The 22,515-nt window shown below is 61.4% G+C and carries 18 protein-coding genes and 5 pseudogenes; 15 read left to right on the top strand and 8 right to left on the bottom strand.

The features are described from left to right. The first annotated feature begins 49 nt into the window (after positions 1 to 49). The gene (locus E3T61_RS20945) at positions 50 to 319 is read left to right on the top strand and encodes a hypothetical protein (RefSeq protein WP_134642769.1); all 270 of its coding nucleotides are present in this window, start codon (positions 50 to 52) and stop codon (positions 317 to 319) included. Continuing rightward, positions 319 to 1,641, top strand: a complete 1,323-nt coding sequence (locus E3T61_RS20940) for a putative bifunctional diguanylate cyclase/phosphodiesterase (RefSeq protein WP_134642768.1) — start codon at positions 319 to 321, stop codon at positions 1,639 to 1,641. Before E3T61_RS20945 ends, E3T61_RS20940 begins: the two co-directional genes overlap by 1 nt. A 356-nt stretch (positions 1,642 to 1,997) precedes the next feature. Here E3T61_RS20940 and E3T61_RS20935 read toward each other — a convergent pair. Next, positions 1,998 to 2,294 (bottom strand): annotated as a pseudogene (locus tag E3T61_RS20935) (helix-turn-helix domain-containing protein); the annotation flags it as partial. Positions 2,295 to 2,386: 92 nt separating this feature from the next. Beyond that, positions 2,387 to 3,537 (bottom strand): annotated as a pseudogene (locus tag E3T61_RS20930) (IS30 family transposase). Positions 3,538 to 4,012: 475 nt separating this feature from the next. Here E3T61_RS20930 and E3T61_RS22615 point away from each other — a divergent pair. After that, a pseudogene (locus E3T61_RS22615) lies at positions 4,013 to 4,576 on the top strand (transposase); the annotation flags it as partial. A 1,251-nt stretch (positions 4,577 to 5,827) separates the two neighbouring features. Here the strand turns inward: E3T61_RS22615 and E3T61_RS22610 are convergent. Beyond that, positions 5,828 to 6,244 (bottom strand): annotated as a pseudogene (locus tag E3T61_RS22610) (recombinase family protein); the annotation flags it as partial. A 67-nt stretch (positions 6,245 to 6,311) separates the two neighbouring features. Between E3T61_RS22610 and E3T61_RS20915 the strand changes: the two are divergent. Both E3T61_RS20915 and E3T61_RS20910 read left to right on the top strand, forming a co-directional pair. Next, positions 6,312 to 7,310, top strand: a complete 999-nt coding sequence (locus E3T61_RS20915) for a sensor histidine kinase (protein WP_134642766.1) — start codon at positions 6,312 to 6,314, stop codon at positions 7,308 to 7,310. Then, positions 7,280 to 8,662, top strand: coding sequence for a glycosyltransferase family 39 protein (locus tag E3T61_RS20910; RefSeq protein WP_166793348.1), 1,383 nt, complete (start codon positions 7,280 to 7,282; stop codon positions 8,660 to 8,662). Before E3T61_RS20915 ends, E3T61_RS20910 begins: the two co-directional genes overlap by 31 nt. Before the next feature lie 41 nt (positions 8,663 to 8,703). Here E3T61_RS20910 and E3T61_RS20905 read toward each other — a convergent pair whose 3' ends face one another. Continuing rightward, on the bottom strand, positions 8,704 to 9,501 hold the full coding sequence (locus tag E3T61_RS20905; protein WP_134642764.1) for a COG4705 family protein: 798 nt from the start codon (positions 9,499 to 9,501) through the stop codon (positions 8,704 to 8,706). Between the two features lie 121 nt (positions 9,502 to 9,622). Here E3T61_RS20905 and E3T61_RS20900 point away from each other — a divergent pair, with 121 nt between their 5' ends. From E3T61_RS20900 to E3T61_RS20880, 5 genes are all read left to right on the top strand, one after another. After that, positions 9,623 to 10,285 (top strand): DedA family protein, encoded by a 663-nt coding sequence (locus tag E3T61_RS20900; RefSeq protein WP_166793347.1) that lies wholly within the window; start codon positions 9,623 to 9,625, stop codon positions 10,283 to 10,285. 141 nt (positions 10,286 to 10,426) lie between these two features. Continuing rightward, a complete protein-coding gene (locus E3T61_RS20895) occupies positions 10,427 to 10,987 on the top strand; it encodes a recombinase family protein (protein WP_134642762.1) in 561 nt (186 codons plus the stop codon). Between the two features lie 233 nt (positions 10,988 to 11,220). Beyond that, the gene (locus E3T61_RS20890; RefSeq protein ID WP_241992730.1) at positions 11,221 to 12,426 is read left to right on the top strand and encodes an FUSC family protein; all 1,206 of its coding nucleotides are present in this window, start codon (positions 11,221 to 11,223) and stop codon (positions 12,424 to 12,426) included. Positions 12,427 to 12,587: 161 nt separating this feature from the next. Continuing rightward, positions 12,588 to 13,043, top strand: coding sequence for an SRPBCC family protein (locus E3T61_RS20885; RefSeq protein ID WP_134642761.1), 456 nt, complete (start codon positions 12,588 to 12,590; stop codon positions 13,041 to 13,043). 612 nt (positions 13,044 to 13,655) lie between these two features. Then, positions 13,656 to 14,798, top strand: coding sequence for a glutathione-independent formaldehyde dehydrogenase (locus E3T61_RS20880; protein WP_134642760.1), 1,143 nt, complete (start codon positions 13,656 to 13,658; stop codon positions 14,796 to 14,798). 122 nt (positions 14,799 to 14,920) lie between these two features. Here the strand turns inward: E3T61_RS20880 and E3T61_RS22740 are convergent, their stop codons facing one another. Continuing rightward, positions 14,921 to 15,082, bottom strand: a complete 162-nt coding sequence (locus tag E3T61_RS22740; RefSeq protein ID WP_420898511.1) for a DUF3140 domain-containing protein — start codon at positions 15,080 to 15,082, stop codon at positions 14,921 to 14,923. A 55-nt stretch (positions 15,083 to 15,137) separates the two neighbouring features. On the opposite strand from E3T61_RS22740, the gene E3T61_RS20870 reads away from it, so the two are divergent. Next, positions 15,138 to 15,536 (top strand): ester cyclase, encoded by a 399-nt coding sequence (locus tag E3T61_RS20870; protein WP_198418741.1) that lies wholly within the window; start codon positions 15,138 to 15,140, stop codon positions 15,534 to 15,536. Positions 15,537 to 15,894: 358 nt separating this feature from the next. Further along, positions 15,895 to 17,400, top strand: coding sequence for a dihydrolipoyl dehydrogenase family protein (locus tag E3T61_RS20865; protein WP_134642757.1), 1,506 nt, complete (start codon positions 15,895 to 15,897; stop codon positions 17,398 to 17,400). A 140-nt stretch (positions 17,401 to 17,540) separates the two neighbouring features. On the opposite strand, the gene E3T61_RS20860 is transcribed toward E3T61_RS20865, so the two are convergent. From E3T61_RS20860 to E3T61_RS22435, 3 genes and pseudogenes are all read right to left on the bottom strand, one after another. Next, positions 17,541 to 17,729 (bottom strand): hypothetical protein, encoded by a 189-nt coding sequence (locus E3T61_RS20860; RefSeq protein ID WP_134642756.1) that lies wholly within the window; start codon positions 17,727 to 17,729, stop codon positions 17,541 to 17,543. A gap of 402 nt (positions 17,730 to 18,131) precedes the next feature. Next, complete coding sequence (locus E3T61_RS22030) at positions 18,132 to 18,275, bottom strand: GPGG-motif small membrane protein (RefSeq protein ID WP_166793346.1); 144 nt, start codon at positions 18,273 to 18,275, stop codon at positions 18,132 to 18,134. A gap of 143 nt (positions 18,276 to 18,418) precedes the next feature. After that, positions 18,419 to 19,142: pseudogene (locus E3T61_RS22435) on the bottom strand (recombinase family protein). Between the two features lie 21 nt (positions 19,143 to 19,163). Between E3T61_RS22435 and E3T61_RS20850 the strand changes: the two are divergent. The 3 genes from E3T61_RS20850 to E3T61_RS20840 all read left to right on the top strand — a co-directional run bounded on the left by E3T61_RS20850 (position 19,164) and on the right by E3T61_RS20840 (position 22,343). Further along, a complete protein-coding gene (locus E3T61_RS20850; RefSeq protein ID WP_134642755.1) occupies positions 19,164 to 19,427 on the top strand; it encodes a transposase in 264 nt (87 codons plus the stop codon). Next, positions 19,424 to 20,791, top strand: coding sequence for an NAD-dependent succinate-semialdehyde dehydrogenase (locus E3T61_RS20845; protein WP_134642754.1), 1,368 nt, complete (start codon positions 19,424 to 19,426; stop codon positions 20,789 to 20,791). The genes E3T61_RS20850 and E3T61_RS20845 overlap by 4 nt, the downstream gene beginning before the upstream one ends. Positions 20,792 to 21,098: 307 nt before the next feature. Then, a complete protein-coding gene (locus tag E3T61_RS20840; RefSeq protein WP_134642753.1) occupies positions 21,099 to 22,343 on the top strand; it encodes an IS256 family transposase in 1,245 nt (414 codons plus the stop codon). Positions 22,344 to 22,515: the final 172 nt, after the last annotated feature.

Raw genomic sequence — 22,515 nt, 5'->3', positions numbered from 1 at the left:
AGCACCAAAAAGGCCGGTGCATCCCTACATTGAAGATTGAAGGCAATCGATGAATTCCAGCAAACTGATTCAGGTTGAATTGCATCCCGCAGATTCCGCGGCCGTCGAACGCATCACGCTGCGACTGAACCAGACCGGTGAACTCCCCGTCCTGCTCGTCGACCCACTTGACGACAGCGGCACGGCCGTCGCCGGAATGTGGCTGAATCGCGACACTCGAGAAACCGTCTACCACTGGACGAAGCAAACCCCATCCCGCCGCCACCAGGACAAGGCCCCCGTAGACGAAACGGAACCAAATCTGATGGGCACCCAATAATGGGCAACGATGCTGCCCGACACGGCGCTAACGCCTCAGCCTTCCTGGTGAACGATTCTGTGACGGGGCTGTTAAACAGCTCCCAGTTCATGAAGCGCGCTGAAGAGCTGTTTTATCGGCAAGAAATCGGGCACGAGTCAGCCTTGCTCCTCGTCGATCTGGACCGATTCAGCGTCGTGAACAACTCCCTGGGCCATGACGTCGGAGATGAGGTCTTACGGTATGCAGCGCAGCAAATCACCGCGGCCCTTCAGCCCGAAGACACCGCCGCCAGGGTGGGCAGCGATGAATTCCTTATCCTGTGCATGGATGCAAACGATGCCCAAAGCGCCATCGCGATCGGCGACCGCATCGTGCAGTCCTTCGACAGACCCGCCGTCCTGAACGGGGTCGAGCTGCAGTTGTCCGTTTCCGTAGGCATCACCAGCGTCACCCGCCGGCAGAACTCGATCGACATAATGCACGAAGTCGACTCCGCCATGCAGCGCGCAAAGAGCCAGGGAGGGAACCAAGCCTCCCTCTTCGAGCAGGGATACAGCAGCCGGGCATTGCACTTCCTCGAATTGGAGCAGGCTCTGCGCAAGGCTCTGGATCGTGAGGAATTTATACTCAATTTCCAACCTATCTACAACGCCTTCGACGGCGCCCTCCATGGATTCGAAGCCCTCGTTCGGTGGAACCGACCTGGTCGCGGAATGGTCCCCCCGGATGAGTTCATTCCGGCTGCCGAAAGCACGGGACTGATACTCCGAATCGGAGACTGGGTGATAGACGAGGCATTGCGGCAATTAAGTGAATGGAGGCAATCGAACCGGTTTCCTGCCAAGCTCACCGTCTCCGTCAACGTTTCACCCTTCCAGCTGGCTAACCCAAACCTCGTCGGTCTCGTGCGACAGCTTCTGACCAAACATCATCTCGCGCCGTCCGATCTCCTGCTGGAGATGACCGAAACGGCATTCATGGCGGACGAGTCGCGCATGCAAGCCACAGTTAAAGGACTTGCTGCCGCCGGAGTCGGGCTGTCCATCGACGATTTTGGAACCGGCTATTCGTCCCTGGCCTATCTTCGCTATCTTCCGGCAAAAGAGCTCAAAATCGACCGATCCTTCGTTGCCGGTCTCACAACGAATGCCCGTGACGAAGTCCTTGTCTCGGCAGTTATCGCACTCGCGCACGCACTAGATATGACCTGCGTCGCCGAGGGAGTGGAGACCGCCGAGCAGCTCGAGCACCTTCGACGCCTCGGATGCGACCAGGTCCAGGGCTATTTCCTCGGACGACCCGTGCCCGCATCCGCCCTCGCTGAGACTTGGCAGGAGTAGCCAGGCGGCAAAGTCAAGCGGTCGGGGCAACGCGGGGTTTTATGCTGCGAGTAGCAGTTGGTTCAGCCGGTTGGCTGGGGTCTCGAGGTTGAGGGTGGGTCATGGCCATCCCAGCCGTTCCTGACGCGCTCAGCGTACATAGCCGGGGGTTATGCGCCTCGCGAAACGTCAACGGCAGCCCTACGCTTAATCGCCCGGTAGACCGTCGCTCGACCGACCGTGAACAGCTCTGCTAGTTCCGCGATCGAGTGACGCAGCGAGAGCGCGGGCCAGGCCGGCCTGTCTCGATTGGAGCCTGAGCGGCCCTGATCGACGTCCACGCGGGCCGGTTGGCGCTATCGAGCGTCAGGCGCTTCCTAATCCGGCAGGAGACCCAGGGCGCGCGCCCGGCGATAGAAGGTCGCTCTAGACATGCCGAGATTGCGCGCGACCTCGGCCGCTATCTCACCGTGCCCTATGAGGCTGCGGGCGTGGCGGATTTGGCTGTCGGTGATGGAGCGCGGACGGCCGCCTAGGTTCTTCCCGGCGTCCCGGCGTTTGACGATCGAGTCGATTACACGTTCTCGCTTGATTTCATGTTCCATCTGACCGAGTGCGGCCATGATCGTGAACAGCATGGAACCCATAGGCGTTGCCGTGTCGACGTCACCGCCGTGACGGCGCTCACTGAAATTCCTCAGTTCTGCTCACTGAAATTCCCCACTCCGGGGGCGGTTTCTAGCAGTCGTTGCAACACTGCGGTGGATTAGGCCGGGATTAGTAGATCACGGATTCGCTCGGCTGGGGTGTCCCAAGCGAGTGTTTTGCGAGGACGACTGTTGAGTTCCTGGGCTACGTGCTCCAGATCTTCCAGTCCGTAGGCGGAGAGGTCGGTGCTTTTCGGGAAATATTGCCGGAGTAGACCGTTGGCGTTTTCGTTGGAGCCGCGTTGCCAGGGGCTCGCCGGGTCGCAGAAATACACGGGCATGTCCGTGGCTGTGGTGAACGATCTGTGGGTCGCCATCTCGGATCCTTGGTCCCAGGTCAGCGAGCCGCGGAGGTGTTCCGGGAGGGTGCCGATGGCGGCCACGAGGCCGTCTCTGACGGCTTCGGCGGCGTGGTTGTCGGGCAGGTGCACCAGCATCACATACCGGGTGGTCCGCTCGACCAGGGTGCCGATCGCGGACTGGTTCAGCATGCCGGTGATGAGGTCTCCTTCCCAGTGGCCGGGAACGGCGCGGTCTTCAATTTCGGGTGGCCGGTCAGCGATCATGATCATGGGATCGGCGAATCTATTCCTGCGGGCTTGTCCGGTGTTCTGCGCTTTCCGGCGGGTGCGTCCGGTGCGCAGCGCAGCCTGGACTTCCTTCTTCAGCCCGCCCCGGGATTGCAGGTATAGGGCTTGGTAGACCGTCTCGGGTGACACTCGCATCTCCTGATCATCGGGATACTCCTTGATCAAAGCGTGGCAGATTTGCTCGGGAGACCAGCGGGTCTGTAGCTTTTTTTCTGCACGCAGTCGCGCAATCGTGAGCCTTCGACCAGCTTGATGTCCTTGGGGCGGGTTCGGCGCTCAGCGGCCGCGCGGTGGGCTGCGTAGGGCTCGTAGCTGCCCGTGTCGGTGCGGTTACGGCGCAGCTCCCGACTGATCGTCGAAGGCGCCCTGAGCATGCTCTGTGCGATGGATCGGATCGATGCCCCGGTGGCCGCGAGGTCGCGGATCTTTTCCCGGTCGACGAGCGACAGGTACCGCGGGTCCAGCTGCCTCTCGACCAGGGGAAGCAGCAGACGTTGACGGGCTTCGCTGAGAACAGGCACTTCCTTGTTGTAGTCGACGACGCGGCCGTCGGGGTACACCCGACGGTTGCTGGCGTGTTCGATTCCCTGGTCCCAGTCGATCGCGGTGCGAATGTTCAGCCCGGTCTGTCGGGCTGCGTCGGCGCGGGCGGTGCCGGGCTGACGGAGTCGGAAGTACTCCGCGCGTCGGGCCCGGCTGTGTTTCTTAGCGTCAAAGCCGGCATCGACAAGCCACTTGTAACAGCTGGCGGGATGAAGCCCGACCTCTCGGGCTGCGAGGCTGACCTTGCCGAGGCGTTCGAACGCGTCGAGGAACGCGGTCCTCTCGGCTTCGCGGTAGGTCCTGCGCGGTAACGGCGGGTTCGGGGTCTCGAGCATGGGCGTTGCAACTCTCAGAATGGTGAGTGTTGCGACGATCACTAGAACCCAAGCGGCCATGGAACTGCCCACTGACGGCCAGCAGAACTGCCCGTTGGTGGCCATGAGATCTGCCCACTTCCTTTTCTGAACCCGACCGCTTAAGCGGCGCGAGCCTCCTCCTGGGGTTTGATTGCGGTGTCTAAGACGCATCAATTCGCCCAGGAAGAGGCCCTGAATGAAGTTTGACGGAGAAATCGTGGAAATACTCGCTGCTTACGATCTGACCGAGTCATTGCGCGCCACGGCCGAGCTCACCGGCTGCTCGCACCACACCGTCGCCCGGCATGTCGCCGCGCGCGACGCGGGTAAACCGGTCGCGGACCCGACGTATCGGGGCCGCGTCACCGACGCGTTCCTGCCCAAGATCGAGGAATGGATGGAGAAGTCCCTCGGGAAGATCCGCGCCGATATCGCGCACGACAAGCTCCGCGGGCTGGGTTACACGGGCGCGGAACGCTCGACGCGGCGCGCGGTCGCGCAGGTGCGGGTCGCGTATCGGTTCGGCCGGGTGCGGGTGCACCGGCCGTGGATCACGGAACCAGGCATGTGGTTGCAGCACGACTTCGGCGACGGCCCCGTCATCGAGGGGAAGAAGACGGTGTTGTTCATCGCCTGGTTGGCCTGGTCCCGGTTTCGGGTCGTGATCGCGTTGCGGGACCGAACGGCTCCAACGGTGTTCGCCGCGTTGGAACGCACGTTCCGCATCATCGAGGGCGCCCCGACCTACGTCCTGCCCGAATATGTTCCGCGGAACATATTCGGTCACCAGATGCCGGGGAGCTGCGCCGATGAGGTCGAACACTGTGCGCAAGCCGTGGCAGACACACTCGGCCGTTTCGCCGCGGTAGGCCTGCACGAAGCGCATGTTCGAGAACGGGAACGTGACGACGAAGATGTGCAGGATCTGCCGGACCCCGGCGATGATGGCCTCGGCCTGGCCGAAATCGACCTGCGCGGTCCCGGCCGGCCAGACCAGTTCGGTGAAGCCTTCCCCGGCCTGGCGGTGTTGGGCATTCCATTTCCTGACGAAGCGTTGCACCGGGGAGTAGCTGCCGGTGTAGCGCTCCTCGACGACGAGGCGGTCAAAGACCCGTTTGGCGGTGTGGCGTTGCTTGCGCGGCCGGCGCTGGTCCTCGCCCAGCCACAGCTCAATGGTGTCTTCGAACCCGGTCAAGACCGAACCAGCGGGCCGGGACACGCGCGCCGGTGGCTTTGGCGAAAAATCCTGTTGCTTGGTGTACTTGACCACCGCGTCGCGGTTGATCCCCAACCGGCGGGCGATTTCCCGGGCCGCGATTCCGTGGGCATCGAGTGTTCTGATATTTTCTTGCACGGACATGGGTACCGTCATCTGCTTCCTGGTTCCTTCCGGCGCGACCGCTTGGCAGTAGACACGCCTTTTAGGAACCTATCTGGGGTGGCGGGCCCCTGTCTCCAGCTCGCTGAAGAGGGCCGCGGCCACCGGTGATCTCAATCTCTGCGCCATCCCCAAAAACCACCGTCGTGGAGGGGGGATTGCCTGGCCTGATTTTTATCGCTCTTTTGGCAGGAAACCTGCCGCTAACTTGGCCGGTTTCCTGTGCTGAAACGGCCTACAAAGAGTTGATCACACACAGCCGCATCACGAGGAAACCCATCACCCTCCCCCAGGGCCCGTCCGCCCATCATCGTCCCTCCCCCGCCGAACCGCCAGATCACCACCGGTGATCGACGAGCCCCAATGGGGACGCGCCCGCGCCCCTGACATCGAGATAAGCATTCTCACCGCGGCGGGTTCCTGTCATTTTTCGAAGTCGTCTGCACACCAGCCCTTGAGATTTCAAGGTTGTGCAGGCGAGTGTGAACACTGGTTTTTCATACTCCTCTGCACAACATCTCAACGTCCTTGAGCAGAAGCGGTTGACAACGCAGGAAGAACTACGCCCCAACGGGCATGTCGCTGCTCAAGATTGATGAGCTGCTAACTCGTGCCGCATCGGACGTTCGAGGCTCATGGCTTGGCCAGGTGCCGGTAGATCGTGGGGCGAGTGACTCCGAATTCCTCGGCGATGTGCTGGACGGTGTGGGCCCGTTTGCCGTCGGCGTCTTTCTCCTCATACATGTCGCGGGCCAGTCTGACCTGGCGAGGCCCGAGCTTGGGTTTCTGCCCGCCGGTCCGTCCCCGGGCACGGGCCGCGGCCAGCCCATCGCGGGTGCGTTCAGACATCAGGGCATGTTCAAACTCGGCAATCGAGCCAAGGATCTGGAAGAACATCCGCCCGGTGATGCTGGACGTGTCGATGCCCTGATCCAAGACCACCAGATCAACGCCGCGCTCCTGGAGGGTGTTCGATAGATCGATGAGGTTTTCCAGCGACCTGCCGAGCCGGTCGAGTTTAGTCACGACGAGCTGATCGCCGGTCCGGTCGGCCGAGAGGAGAGCCTTGTCGAGTTATGCCGTGGATCTTCTGCGTGCGGCGTCCGCTCTCGGGGTCGTGCTGATCGTGCTCGCTGGCGTGATGAGTTGGCTCGTCACCCGCCGGGCCGTGCAGCCTCTTGGCGAGGCGCTGCGGATCCAACGGGCGTTCGTCGCCGACGCGAGCCACGAACTGAGAACACCGCTCGCTGTCCTCGACGCGAGAATCCAAATCCTGCAACGGGCGCTTCCCGAAAATGACCCGTCGACGCAACTCGTGGCTGAACTGCGGCAGGATGCGAAGTCGTTGATCCAGATCGTCAACGACCTGCTGGAGTCGGCCGAAGTCGGCGGGATCGCGCCGACCGAGGACCAGTCCGCCGACGTCGTCGCCGCGGTCGACCTGGCGGTGCACCGGATGTCGCTCATCGCCTCCGCGAAGCAGATCTCGGTCGAACTCGACGCGCCCGCCTCCGCGCACTCCTACGTGCCCCCTTCCAGCATCACTCGGTGCACGGTGGCGCTGGTCGATAATGCCCTCCGGTTCTCACCGCCCGGATCCACGGTGTCCGTTCAGGTCGTGGCGACTCACAAAAGCGTCACGGTCGTGGTTCGCGATCACGGGCCCGGAATCCAGGGCATCGATCCCGCCCACGTGTTCGACCGGTTCGCCCATTCTGGGGCGGCCGTCGACGGAGGCGGCGATGCGAAGACGGGTTTCGGAATCGGCTTGGCACTCGTGCGCGAAATCGCTGTGCGCTACGGCGGGTCGGTCGACGTCGTCGACAGCTCTGACGCCGGCACAGCGATTTCGTTCACCGTCCCGCGGGTGAGACAGCGCCGATTCTTAGCCGCATCTGAGAGCGGTGGATGTGGGCTGGTCCCATGGCGAAGCAACTGCCCACGTCCCGCCCCGTCATCGGGACGCCCGCGCCGCAATCCCACGGGTTCGTGCGGGTCGTCGCTCTCGTCGCGTCCGCCGCTGCGATCGTCTCCCTCGCGGGATCCTGGATTCCATCGCTCTGGGGCGACGAGGCGGCGAGCGTCATGTCCGCCACACGCAGCCTGCCCAGCCTGATCGCCATGCTCGGCACTGTCGATGCCGTGCACGGCACCTACTACGTCGGCCTGCACTTCTGGCTCGGCCTGTTCGGCGCCTCACCGTTCTCAGTGCGGCTGCCGAGCGCACTCGCCGTCGGAGCCACGGTCGCCGCGGTCATGCTGATCGCCCGAAGGCTAGCCTCCACTCGCATCGCGATCGCCGCCGGGATCATCTGCGCGGTCGTCCCCCGCGTCACCTACATGGGTGCCGAAGCCCGTTCGTCGGCCTTCGCCGCAGCGGTCGTGGCCTGGCTCACCGCACTTCTTCTCGACCTCGTGCACCGTCACAACCCGGGCCGGCGCTGGTGGATCGCGTATGCCGCTCTTCTCGCGGTCGGCATATATCTGTTTCTCTACGTGGCCTTGATCGTGGTCGCTCATGCCGTGATCCTTCTGACCGTCCGCACCGACAAGGCTTTCCTGACACGCTGGGTCGGGAGCGTGGCGGCCGCGCTCATCGCCGCCACACCAGTCTTCATCTGGGCGTTGCTCGAGCGCAAACAAATTGCCTTCCTGGGCCACCGCGACGAAATCACGTTCCCGAAGCTCGCCGTGTCGCTCTGGTTCGGGCAGCCCCTCTTCGCTACGGCCGCGTGGGCACTCATCGGCTGCGCCCTCGCCGCAGCAGTCGTCGTCTGGCGCTCCAACACACTGGCCGGCTTGAAAGGACAATTCCGGAAGCCGCGGCTCGACGTCGTCGCCGCATCCTGGCTGATCGTCCCCGCCGTCATCCTCATCGGCAGCAACCCGGTCGTACCCGTCTACGCGGCCCGCTACCTCTCCTGCTCCGCCCCCGCGGCAGCGATCCTAATGGCTATCGGACTCGACCGGGCAGTGCGCGGACGCACAAGGCCGCTGGCCGCCCTACTGCTCGCCGTTGTGCTCTGCGCGGCTCCGGTCTGGATCTCTCAACGCGGGTCGAATGCCAAGAACAACAGCGACTTCGCCGATATTGGTGCCACGATCGCTGCCCATGCTTCGCCGGGCGACGCGATCGCGTTCGACGAGTCAGTGCGTCCGTCTAGGCGCCCTCGGCTCGCGATGCACCTCTACCCCGCCGATTTCGCCGGTCTGCGAGACGTCACGCTCGACTTCGCCTACGACGCAGGAACCAGCTGGTACGACACCGCCTACGACGTGCACGACGCCGCCGCCCACGGCAGGCTCGACGGTGTCGAACGGGTATGGCTCGTCGAGTACGCCGGTCCCGCCGGCGCACACGACGCCGACGCGCTCGCCCTCGAGACGCTCGGTTACATGGCGGTCGCCGAGTACGGTACACACCGCAGCGAGATCCAGGAATACGTGCTGCCCGGCACAGTCGGGTAGTGTCCGCACGCAACGAACGTAGCCCGGACACTCTCCACCGACTACGCGCTCGTTACGACCGCATCATCTGACCTCTTGTTCCGGACCGACAGCACGATGACCAGCGCGAGAATGACCGCGAGGAACAGTGCGCTCGTGCCGGTCGTGCCGAGGCCGAGGCCGCCGTCTGCAGTTGGCTGCGAGAGAAGGTCGCCGGTTGATGCGCCGAGCGGACGGGTGAGGATGTAGGCGATCCAGAACGCCAGGACTGCGTTGAGGTGGAAGACGAAATAGGCCACGGCGACGAGCGCGATCGCTCCGGCGAATACGAGCAGAGCGACGAGGAACCCGAGGTTCAGGCTCTCGACGACCAGGTCTTCGGCGGCGGTACCTAGGGCGAAGGTGAACAGCACTGCGAGCCAGTAGAAAGTCTCGCGTCGGGTGGTGAAGATCGAGTGGATCGACAGGGTCTTCTCCGAGGTGAACCAGACGACGAAGGTGATGGCGAGCGCCACGGCGAACACAACGGTGGTGATCCACAGCGGTACGCCGAGGTTGTCGGTCAGATTATCGGTGATGAGGGTGCCGACGACGCTGATGAGCACGACGGAGAGCCAGTAGACCGCGGGTACATACCGACGCAGCTCGAACTGTGCGATCAGCGCGGCGACGAGCAGCACGGCCATGATGATCGACGTCACTGCGAGTCCGAGTCCGAGGTCGACGTTGAGGAAGTCTGCGGCGGTCTCGCCGACGGTCGTGGCGAGGACCTTGATCACCCAAAAGATGAGAGTGACCTCGGGCACTTTATTGAGCATGCGGCGTGTGATCGGCTCGACACCGAGAGCAGTCTGGTTCATGGGCTGAGCTCCTTCTGTAAGAGTGGTCGGCACTAGCGAACACGTAGCTGTCTAAGACTCTTCACAGAAGCGCGGCAGTTTCTTTGCTCTTCCTTAGAGTGCGGCGGCGAGCATGGGAATCATGTTGCATTCAGCCTTCTCCATGTCGGGCTTGCTCGACCCTCAGTCAGTTATCGCCGGCGCAGGAGCGTGGGGACTTGTCGTCGTCTGCGCGATCGTCTTTGCCGAGACCGGGCTGCTCATCGGGTTCTTCCTCCCCGGTGACACACTTCTCTTCTTCACCGGAGTCCTCGCGTTCAGCGGCGTGATCAGCCAACCGCTCTGGCTCGTCATCCCGGCGATTGTGCTCTCTGCAGTGCTCGGCGACCAGATGGGATATTTCATCGGGCGAAAGTCCGGTCCGCGAATTTTCGAACGCCGAGAATCCGGGCTCTTCAGCATCAAGAGTGTGGAGCGAACTCAGGGTTTCTTCGACAGGTTCGGGCCAGCTGCAGTGACAGTCGCCCGCTTTGTTCCGGTCGTACGTACCTTCGCGCCCGTGGCAGCGGGAGTGGGGAAGATGCCAAGGCGGTTGTTCACCACCTTCAACGTCCTGGGCGGTGTCATCTGGTCGACTCTGGTGATCCTGCTCGGCTTCGGCCTGGCGCACATTCCCGGCGTCACCGACTTCGCCGCTAAGTACATCGACGTCGTTCTGATCGGGATCGTCATCCTTTCGGTCGTGCCGATTCTTATTCGCGCGATTGCCGCCCGAAGGAAGAGCATCTCGGCCAGCGCCAACTAGCGACACGAAGCGATCGCAGAACACCGCCAAACAGCGCCAAATTCCACAAATGTTGTCAGGATAGGGTCCAATTCTGATTGGTTGACACTACTCGTGGCCGGGTTTTAGACTTTAACCTGACAGAACAGGTAAGAGATTCTCATGGCGGGTCAGCGAGTTGGATATGTGCGAGTGAGCGCTTTAGATCAGAACACCATCCGTCAGCTTGCTGGCGTCGAAGTTGATCGGGTGTTTGAGGATAAGGCGTCGGGGAAGAATCAGAACCGGCCCGAGCTGGAGGAGATGATCAAGTTCGTTCGCGACGGCGATACCGTTCTCGTGCACTCCATGGACCGGTTGGCCCGCAACCTCGATGACCTTCGCTTGATCGTGCGCCGGCTCACGGCGAAAAAGGTCCGGGTTGAGTTCGTGAAAGAGCAGCTCACCTTCACGGGCGATGACAACGCGATGGCGAACCTGCTTTTGAACGTTATGGGGGCGTTTGCTGAGTTTGAGCGGTCTTTGATCCGTGAACGCCAGCGCGAGGGAATTGCCCTGGCGAAGAAGCGTGGCGTCTACCGCGGTCGTACCGCGTCGCTGGACACGGTCCGCGCGGCTGAGCTGCGCGAGAAGGCTGCCGCGGGTGTGCCGAAGTCTGTGCTTGCTCGGGAGTTTGGGATCAGCCGCGAAACCGTTTACGTCTATCTCCGCGCGAAAGCCTGAAAGAGTCTGCTTATTCCGCTGTCCAAAATGCCCGCGGCAGCTCACTGACCGGCGCTGCACGAATGCCGCGGATGAACCAAATGAGATCTCAGCGTTGTTGCGGCCCAAAAAGACACCAGGGGAAAGACGCGCGACGGCTGCAGCGTCGGACACGGCATGAACAAAAGTGGACACCTCATCCGAACATCCCACAGCTCCGTACCGGCCTGCTGCGGGAGTGTTTCTCTTGTCGGATGTTTCCCATCGCCTCGCCAGCATCCGCGCTTAACCTGCGGGCGAGCGGATTCCAACTCTCCGTTGCTTTAGGAGAGAATCAGACGATGCCGAGAACGATTTTTCCGTGGAACGCATCACGGTTGGCGTCGGTTCGCCGTCGTCTTCAACCTCTGCGATTCCTCCAGGTCACCAAGATCGCTGTTGCTGTGGCGATTGCCTGGACGCTGTCCCCTTTGCTCCCCGGAGATGCTCAGGAATTGCGGTATTACGCGCCGTTGGGCGCTCTTCTGAGCATGCACCCCACGCTTATGCGTTCGCTCCGTAGCGCTTTGCAAACTCTTGCTGGGCTCGCTGTAGGAATCGCCCTCGCCGGGGCCGTGCTCATCTTGAGCGAGCCCACCGTGTGGACGATCTCGCTGGTCATCGGTCTCGGCTCTCTTATTGGAGGAATGCGATGGCTGGGTGTGGGCGGAGAACAAGTACCCCTGACTGCTCTTTTCGTTCTCATCATCGGCGGCCCGGAGGCCGATGACTACTCGGTCGGTTATCTCGCTCAAGTCTGTCTGGGAATTGTGGTCGGGCTTTTAGTCAACCTGCTAATTTTTCCGCCGCTTGCCATCGGCACGGCTGTCGATCGGTTGACCAGTTTTCGAGGCACCCTCGCCACACATCTCAGCGATATTGGCGTGGCCTTGGTCGAGAGTTGGCCTCCAGAGCGTGAACTCTGGGCGACCAGGGGCACCGCACTCACCGACGCGGCACGAGACGTCAGGTCGGCTGTGCAATACGCCGACGAGAGTCGTAAGGGTAACCCCCGCGCTCGGTTCAATCGCAGAAATTTTGTTGTTGACTATGAGGACCTTGCGGCTCTGGAGAACGTCACCTTTCACGTGCGCAACCTGACAGAGGTTTTTGCGGGCATGATCTGGGGTAAACCGATTCCCCTTGAGCTGCCGCCCGAACTGCGGCCGGTTCTAAGCGATGCCCTGCACGCGGTAGCGGTAACTTTGCGCGCCACGGACGACGGCCCGCATGATGGCGCACCTTTTGATGCCGCCATAGCAGCAGTCGAGGCGATTCTGCACGGCATGCAAGAGTTGGGTGCCGAGGCGACATCGCTCAGCCCCACGGCCGCGATCGTCATCGATCTACAGCGCATTTTGGTCGCCCTTCGCCCGGGGACCGAGAGAGATTCTGAAGGGTCTCCCACGCCCGTCGGTTAGCCCGCCCCGTCGCTTATTTACGCTGCTGAGGTTCCGCGCACAGGTACCTGCACGTTCCTGCGAGTTTTTCCCTACCCGAGTTGACCTTGGATTAGCCTTCGGTACGGTGAGGGGGGTTGCAGAAGCTATTTCATCTGTTGAATTCGCATTAGGAGGTCATTATGCCCAACGCCATCGAGACTGTCGATGTGAACGTTCCCGTTACCGTCGCGTACAACCAATGGACAAAATTCGAGGAGTTTCCAAAGTTTTTGAGTTTTGTTGAATCCATCACGCAAGTAACCGACACTCTCACCGAGTGGACGGTTAAAATCGGCGGAGTGGAGCGCACGTTTGAGGCTCGGATAACTGAGCAGCACCCCGACGAGCGTGTTGCCTGGAACAGCACTGGCGGCCAGGTCGACCACGCGGGAGTTGTCACGTTCCATAAGTTGGCCGCGAATGAGACGCGTATGACGGTGCAGCTTGATTGGGAGGCCAAAGGGCTGTTTGAGAAAGCTGGAGCCGCCCTCAGCCTGGATGACCACGCCATCAAGAAAGACCTCACGAACTTTAAGGAGTTCATCGAGGCGAAAGGATCCGACGATGTCGGATGGCGCGGAGATGTGCAGGCCTGACGCTGCTGGAAGACCGGCTTACGACTTGTAATGGTCCGGACACCGCACACCGAAGTTCGCCACAGCGCCGGCCGGGTGCGTGACATCACAACACGTGGTAACCGTTTGGGAAATACTGGCTCTCTCGGTCGCGACATAAACTCCAAGTCCGTTGGCCATCGCGAGCACATGTTCTGTGAAAGTGAACCGCACAGTCTGTTCAAACGAGCACGTTTGTCAGAATTTCGGTGCGGGTGCGGTGGTCCTTGACGCTGGAGAATGTCCGTCTCTGAAGAACGTGTTTCTGACTCTCCCCAGCACGCAGCAGCTGGGAATGTAATGCCCCCTGCGCTTTTGCTTTTTTGTGATGAGGATTTTCGGCTCAGTCAATTTCTTCTGATCCGGCCTGCACACTGCTGGTCGGTTCGTACGAGACGGACACTGGCCTGTGATGTCCGGTATGGGCGTCGCGATCATTGTGGCGGTGAGGTGGTGCACATGGAACGGTGATAGACACAAACCAGGTACAATCTGCGGGCAGCTTGAGGTTGCCCCGGCACTGAAATTTGTACACCTCCGAAAGAAGACGGACCGTTCATGTTTACGGTCATGAAAATCAGGGAGTGAAAAGAAATGAAGGCAGTCGTTTATAAGGGCCCCAATGAGGTCAACGTCGAAGAAGTTCCGGATGCCACGATTGAACGTCCCACTGACGTTCTCGTGCGCATCACGGCCACGAATATTTGCGGTTCAGATTTACACATGTACGAGGGACGCACCAATTTTGAGACTGGACGCACGTTCGGCCACGAAAATATGGGCGAGGTCATCGAGATCGGTAACGGCGTCGACAAGGTAAAAGTCGGCGAACGCGTCGTGCTGCCGTTCAATATTTCTTGCGGGTTTTGCAAGAATTGCGAACGCGGTTTCACCAACTATTGCATGACGACACAGCCAGACCCGCTCGGCGCGGGCGCCGCCTACGGCTTCGCGGGAATGGGACCGTATCCTGGAGGGCAGGCCCAAATGCTGCGTGTGCCCTACGGCGATAACAACTGCTTGCGCCTGGGTGAAGACGCCGTAGAAAAGCAAAACGATTACGTGATGCTGTCGGACATCTTCCCTACGGGCTATCACGCTACGGAGATGGCTGGCGTCATACCCGGTGACACAGTAGTGATTTACGGTGCGGGTCCGGTCGGGCTGATGGCAGCCCTGTCCGCGTCGATTAAAGGCGCAAGTAAAATCTGGGTTGTGGATCGCCGCCCAGACCGGCTTGCCCTCGCCGAGCAGATCGGTGCAATCGCCGTTGATGACTCGAAGACTGACCCGGTTCAGTTCGTTTTGGACCAGACCAAGGGTATTGGCGCGGACCGGGGTTGTGAATGCGTGGGCTATCAGGCCCACGACGCACAGGGCACCGAAGATCCCGCCATGACTCTGAATCGGCTGATTCAGTCCGTGCGCATCACCGGGGGAATTGGTGTGGTCGGTGTTTTCCTGCCCGCAGATCCTGGCGGCTTCGACGAGAATGCCAAGCAGGGCAAGATTGCTATCGACTATGGCATGCAGTGGCTCAAGGGCCAAAACATTGGCGGTGGGCAATGCCCGGTGAAAAAATATAATCGGCAATTGCGCGACTTGATAGCCGTGGGCAAAGCCAAGCCATCATGGATCGTTTCCCACGAGATTCCCCTCAGCGACGCCGCGGATGCCTACAAGAACTTCGGCGACCGCACCGACGGGTGGACCAAGGTTATCCTCAAGCCCGAATAGGCCACACCTAGCGGCCCATGTGACCTAGCTTCTGTGGTCCAAATTACGGCGTGCGCGGCAGGAGAACTAGACCGCGCAGTTCCCCTGCCGCTACGTTTTTAGTGGGTCATTCCCCTAGTTCATCACGAGTATCGCCATCGTGAGTGCTCGGCGTCGAAATCTGTGCCCCGTGCCCTGTGCCGCTTCACGTAGCTAACCACCCCAGACATGTGTTCGATATCGGACGCGGTCAGTTCGGCCTTTTTCATTCTAAGAATTGCAGACATATGATCACCCGTGGCCAATACAAACCCATCCGCGGTAAATGTTTAGGAAGCGAGTAAACACATGAGTCAAGAAATGAATATCGCAGCCCAGCAGAAGTTTGGTGACGTCGTGAACAGCGGAAAACTCGACCTTCTCGACAACCTCGTAGCAAAAGATGCAGTCGATAACGACCCTGCCCCTGGGCAAGGCCCTGGCCCTGAGGGCTACAAAGCGTTCTTTGGCGAGATGATTGCCGCTTTTCCAGACCTGCACATCACAGTTGAGCGTCTCGTGGCCAACGATACCGACGTCGCATTCGCTTATATCCTCACCGGCACCCATCAAGGACCTTTGATGGGCCACGCTGCCAGCGGCAAAACGATGTCGGTTCGTGGCATGCAAATTAGCCGGTTTGAGAACGGGAAACTTATCGAGCGTTGGGGTAGCAGCGACCAACAGGGCATGCTCGAACAGCTCGGTTTGGCGCCGTAATTCGCGATTACTGGCGTTTCAATTAGTGGAGGCAGTGTCAACCCACGTATTTAAAATACTGTGCGGTGCGAGAGTGCCGTGATCGCGTACTTGGCACGCAGGCAAGGCTGTACTTGGTGTACTTGCTCGCGTAGCCGGTCTGTCAGCGCTTGCGCGTAGGCAGATTCACTGCCGCTACCAACGTCGTGCGTTTCGTTTCACCGCGCGTTTGTTCGCCTCAAAAAAACGAGCGGCCTAACTTTCGATTCTTGACCGATCAATGGCCGGCTGATCGCCGGGCTGTGGCAGTTGTGGAACGCTCGGGATAGGTTGCTCGAACCGTGCCGTTGGCATGGATCCCGACCCGGCTGGAGATTCGATGACGATTCAGGCCCCCGCACCTTCCACCGACGCAAACACCTGGGACGTCATCGTACTGGGGGCCGGCGCCGTTGGTGAGAACGTGGCAGACCGAACGGCTCAGGGCGGCCTGCGCACGGTGATCGTCGAGAGATCCCTGATCGGCGGTGAATGCTCCTACTGGGCATGCATGCCGTCGAAAGCGCTGCTGCGCAGCGGCGCCGCCCTCGCCGCCGCCCGGCGCGTTCCCGGAGCCGCCGAAGCTGTCACCTCGGGAGTCGACCCGCGAGCGACCCTGAAGCGCCGCGACACCATCGTCAACGACTACTCCGACACCGGTCAGGCGAACTGGCTCGAATCGGCGGGAATCGACTTGGTGCGCGGGCACGGCACCCTGACCGCCCCGCGCGAGGTCACCGTCACCGCAGCCGACGGCAGCGCGCGAGTGCTGACCGCGAGCCACGCCGTCGTTATCAGCACCGGGTCAGCGGCCCTGCTGCCCGAGGTTCCGGGCCTCGCCGAGGTCGCACCGTGGACCAGCCGTGAAGCGACCTCGGTAACGGAGATCCCGACGAGCTTGGCCATCATCGCCGGTGGAGTCGTTGCCGCCGAGATGGCCACCGCGTATACGGCTCTCGGCTCACACGTCACCCTCATCGCCCGCAGCGGACTGCTCGGCGGCTCGGAGCCGTTCGTCGGCGAACTGGTCGCGACCGCGCTGCGCGATTCCGGCGCGACACTGCTCCTTAATGACTCCCCCACGGCCGCCCGCCGCACCGATGCCGGCGACGTGGAGCTGACCCTCGCCAGCGGCGGCACCGTGATCGCGAACGAGGTTTTGGTGGCCACCGGCCGGGTCCCCAACACTGGCGGTCTCGGGCTTGCCACCGTGGGGCTCATTGACGGAGACTGGCTCACGGTCGACGACACCCTGCGGGTAGTCGGTGAGTCCCCCGCATCCGTCTCCGCACTCGGCACCGAGCGACCAGACAGTGGATGGCTGTATGCGGCCGGCGATGTCAACCACCGGGCCTTGCTCACCCACCAGGGCAAGTACCAGGCCCGGGCCGTAGGTGACGTGATCGTCGCTCGCGCAGCAGGCACCCCGGTCGACGACAAGCCATGGGGCTCACACGTTGCCACAGCCGACCACAACGCGGTGCCGCAGGTCACCTTCACCGACCCGGAGGTCGCATCCGTCGGCCTGACCGCTGCCGCGGCAGTGAAGGCAGGGTATCGGGTGCGCATCCTCGACTACGACCTCAGTTCGCTCGGCGGTTCCACGGTGCTCGCCGACGACTACGTGGGTCACGCCCGGGCGATTGTCGATGTCGATCGGGAGGTGCTGATCGGCGCAACCTTCGTGGGCCAGGACGTCGCCGAGCTCCTGCATTCGGCGACGATCGCGGTCGTTGCTGAGGTCCCGATCGACCGGCTATGGCACGCGGTGCCGAGCTATCCGACACTCAGCGAGGTCTGGCTGCGCCTGCTCGAAGCGTATGGTCGGCCCGAACACGTCGACTAGCAGGCACTACGCGTAATCATCTGAAAGAGGTTTCTGCGGCGCTGCGAGGTGACGGCCCACGTAGTGGACAGGATGATGGATTTCGTTGAGCCGGCTTGTTTGTTGAGTGCGGCGGCGTGGGTCCATATGAAGATCCACGTTCAGACCACGGCTCTGTCGGCCGACGATGGCATCACGAACTTGAACCAACAGATTGCATAGGTTTCGGCGGTGAAGGCGTCATACAAGGTGCTGAGGGCGAGTGCGTCACCTGTGGCCACTCGTTCGAGAACCAGATGATCGCCGATACTGTCCCCCAGGGAACGCGGCCCCGCCTCGGCAGCGGTCATGGTGCGGTCCCGGATGATCGAATGACAAGTGTAGACAAGGCACTTCCTAGACGTGGTGAGTGAGTCCGCTAGCAGGGTCTCGGGCAACGCTAAAAATCTTTGTGACCTGAGGGGGGGGTGCTATGGATTTCTTCAAGTCGTGAGTGGGGTTCTGATTTCGTAAAGGTGCAGTCCCTCCCGCCCGCGCGTCCATCTGGCTTTGTCGAGCCCCGGGTGTGGTGAAGGCTCGATTAGACCCGTCTATGCCGGTCCGTTCCGCGAGACGATCGCAAGTGTCAGGAAAAGCTTTGGCCTCCTCGACGTTATGCAGCCCTCAGACAGCAAAGAGCGTCAGTGGATCATTCACGCCGAAAGCGTTCCGGAGTTCCGCCACGCCCCGAAACGGCTCCTCGACCCGCAGTCTCAGGTGAAGAGGCTCACGCCACCTGGACCAATCAACAGTCCCAAGACGATGAGCACAATACCCCAGAGAATCTGGCGTCGAAATAACGCGACAATGCCTGCAATAACGAGGACTACCGCAATGATCCAGAGAATTGTTGCCATGTGCTGCTCCATTTCATTCAGCGCCGGCGGGCCGTACGCCCACAGCAGTTTTCGATCTGCTAGTGCGAACGTACCCCTTGCTCGCTCTCTGACCACTGTGTTTTATCCAGAATGTCGTGGAGGTCAGACTCTGTCATCACCTGTTACCGGCCATGCGAAACGATCAAGAGAACGCAAGTGCGGGCAGGTGTCAGAGTGTCGTCAGTAGGTTGATCTGGCAGTAACCCGAGGACGCGCGCCCGGCGGTAGAAGGTCGCTCTGGACATTCCAAGATCGACCGCGACCTGCGCCGCTGTCTCTCCACCTTTTATGAGCCGGTGGGCGTTTCGGATTTGACTGTCGGTAATAAGTCGAGGTCGCCCGCCCAGATTTTTTCCGGCGTCGCGGCGCTTGTTGATCGAGTCGACTACGCGCTCTCACTTGATTTCGTGTTCCATTTGCCCGAGCGCCGCCATGATCGTGAATAGCATGGACCCCATCGGTGTCGCGGTATCGACGTCGTCGCCGCCCGGGTTGAGCACCCTCAGGCCGCCACCGCGGGCGCAGAGCTCTTCGGCGAAAGCGAGCATGTTCTGCGTCGATCACCCGAGCCGGTCCAGAGCCGTGATGACGAGAGTATCGCCCGCCTTGAGGGCGTCAAGCGCACGATCGAAGAAGGGCCGTGATGTGCGAGCTCCTGAGAACCCATGGTCGACGTAGACGTCATCACGCCGGACGCCAGACGCCAGACGCCAGACGCCAGACGCCAGACGCCGGACGCCAGACGCCAGCGGCGAGGATATCGACTTGCTGTCGGTCGGTGGATTGCTGACGCGTCGATGCGCGCGCGTGGCCGATCAGTTGGCCCTGCCCCCATTGAGTGGACACCTCACAAGAGAGAATGTTCACATGGGAAGGACACGCAGGGAGTTCACTCCTGGGTGCAAAGACGAGGCCGTAATGCTCGTGATCAACACTGGCAGGGCGATAGTGACCGTGGCCCGCGAAATCGGCATCAACGATGCATCGCGGGGCTGGTGGGTCGGTGCATTTAAGGCCCGTAACGACACCGCTGGTCTGATTCGTCTTGACAAATTCAGCGAACATGATTGGCTCGTATTACGTGACAATTTCCGGCACAGTATTTCGACCGTGAAAGGAGGTGGCTCGTGAGCCACCCTGCCGTGATCAACCCCGCCACCGGCGAGACCATCAAAACATACCCCCAAATTTCCGATGATCAACTCCAGCAGGTCATCGCATCGGCTGATGAGGCCCACCAAGGCTGGTCTCGGAACTCTTCGACCGACGAGCGAGCTGCACTCCTTCGGAAGGTCGGCGATTTGCATGAAGAACGCCGCGAGGAGCTGGCGGCCGTAATCGTACGCGAGATGGGTAAGCCCGTCGATGAAGCGCTCGGCGAGGTCGACTATGCCGCCAACATTTACCGGTACTACGCCGACAACGCGCAGGAATTTCTGAAGGACGAACCAATCACCCTGCGCGGCGGAGGGGGTTCCGCGTTCATGCGCTCCACCTCACTGGGGGTGCTCATTGGCGTCATGCCGTGGAATTTCCCGTACTACCAGGTTGCGCGCTTCGCCGGTCCGAACCTCATGACAGGGAACACGATCATTCTCAAGCATGCGTCGCAGTGCCCGGAATCGGCGGCGGCAATAGAGCAAATCTTCCATGATGCAGGATTCCCTGCCGGCGCCTACACGAACGTGTATGCCGACAGCGAGCAGGTCGCCACGGTCATCGCCGACCCAAGGGTGCAAGGCGTCTCTCTTACCGGTTCGGAGGGCGCCGGCGCGGCCGTTGCTGAGGTGGCCGGTCGCCACCTCAAAAAAGTCGTGCTGGAACTTGGTGGGTCAGACCCGTTCATCCTGCTGAGTACCGACGACATGGCCGCGACAGTGAGCGCCGCTGTCGCCGGCCGTCTACGCAACGGTGGGCAGGCCTGCGACGCGGCTAAGCGCTTCATCGTGATCGATGAACTTTACGATGAGTTCACGGAGAAGTTCACCGCCGCCATTCTGGCAATGTCCCCCAGTGACCCGACCGTTCACGGCGCAGACTACGGCCCCCTTTCGTCCCTCGGCGCGGCCGAGAATCTCCAGGAGCAGGTAGAACGCGCAGTCGCGCAAGGAGCCACCCTGGCAACTACGGGCACACGCTCTGGCACCTTCTACCCGCCTACCGTGCTCACCGATGTCACGCGGGACAACGACACCTACCACGAGGAGTTCTTCGGACCCGTAGCATTCGTCTACCGAGCAGCCTCCGAGGATGACGCCGTCACCCTCGCGAATGACACTCCCTTCGGGCTTGGTTCCTACCTCTTCACGACCGATCCCGAGCAGGCATTGCGAGTCGCCGACCGTATCGAAGCCGGCATGGTCTACGTCAACCTCGTCGCCGCAGGCAGCGCAGAGCTCCCGTTCGGCGGCGTGAAAAGAAGCGGCTTCGGACGCGAACTCGGACGCTACGGCACAAGCGAATTCGTGAACAAGAAACTCATCCGCATCGGCTGACCCTTCGCCGAAATTCTCAGCCGACGCGGTAAACACCGTTCAGTCGCCGATACTGCCGTGTGCCGAACCAAACGCGACCCGTCAGCTAGTAAGTCCGACAATACTGACGTCTTCGTTCTCGAAGAAAATCTTTCCACCTTCTGGGCCAAACAGCATCGCTAGGCAACATTGATGCGTGAGCCACGCGGGTCACGTCCCATTGAGTGGTGTGGTTTCCCCGCTTTGAGCGTTGCTTTGCCGACGTGAGGAGCCATCGTGCGATGGTCAGTGAGTACCGACTAAAGCAACTCACGAAGGACACCACACGATGGCTCTAAACCAGTCTGCCCTGCTCAACCTGCTGGGAGAACTCAAACTCACCGATGTCACCGACCGCATCCGCGTCGCGACCGAAACCCTGTATCAAGAACTGATCGATGCGGAAGCGAGCGCCTTCATCGGCGCCGCCCCGTTCGAACGCTCCAGCGACCGCACCACGCACCGAAACGGCACCCGCTCGAGGACCTTGTCGACAACCGCCGGGGACCTCGATCTGAAGATCCCGAAGCTGCGCGCCGAGTCGTTCTTCCCCGCGCTGCTGGAGCGGCGCCGCCGGGTGGACCAAGCCCTGTTCGCGGTCGTGATGGAGGCCTACGTTCACGGCGTCTCGACCCGGAAAGTCGACGACCAAGTCAAAGCTCTCGGCGCTGACACGGGGATCTCCAAGTCGGAAGTGTCCCGAATCTGCGCCGGCCTCGACGCGGAAGTGGCCGATTTCCGCGACCGGACCCTCGCCGCGCAGGACTACCCGTATGTGTTCCTCGACGCCACGTACTGCAAAGCGCGCGTCAGGCACCGGATCGTGTCCCAGGCCGTCGTCGTCGCGATCGGTGTCGCCGCCGACGGCCGCCGGGAAGTCCTCGGGTTCGACGTCGGCGACAGCGAGAACGAAGGCTTCTGGACCAGCTTCCTGCGGTCGTTGAAGACTCGAGGTCTGGATGGGGTGAAGCTGGTCATGTCTGACGCCCACACCGGACTGAAGAAAGCCATCGGGACCGTGTTCCAGGGCGCCGGCTGGCAGAGATGCCGGGTCCACTTCATGCGCAACGTCCTCGCCGTCGTGCCGAAAGGATCGCAGGAGATGGTCGCCTCGATCATCCGCACCATCTTCGCCCAGCCCGACCGAGAGCACATCGAGAAGCAGTTTCGTGAGGTCACCACCATGCTCAGCCGATCCCACCCCAAAGTCGCGGCGATGCTCACCGATGCCCAGCCCGATCCGCTCGCTTTCGCCGCGTTCCCACGGCGTCACTGGCGACAGATCTGGTCGACAAACCCGTTGGAACGGGTCAACAAGGAGATCAAACGCCGCACCGACGTCGTCGGCGTCTTCCCCAACTCCGCCGCTCTACTGCGCCTTGCAGGGTCATTCCTGATCGAGCAGCACGACGAGTGGGAAGCCGGCGAGCGTCGCTACTTCTCCGAAGCCTCGATGCACGAGCTGACCACGATGAACAACCCAACCGATGCCGTCGACGAGGCGGTGATACTCCCCGAACTCGCTGCCGCTTAAACTAAAACAACTGACCTGCACGGTGTCGAGAAACTCCACCACTCAGCGGGACGTGACCAGGTGCGGTCACGTCCCGCTGAGTGGTGGAATTTCTCAACACCATGCGGGTCAGTGGTTCTAGTCTAGGCGGCGGCGAGTTCGGGGAGGATCACCGCCTCGTCGAGGACCTCGA

It is taken from the genome of Cryobacterium lactosi (genome assembly GCF_004403945.1).
GTDB lineage: Bacteria > Actinomycetota > Actinomycetes > Actinomycetales > Microbacteriaceae > Cryobacterium > Cryobacterium lactosi.
Note: the sequence above shows the minus strand (reverse complement) of the source record. Positions and strands in the feature narration are given on the sequence as shown.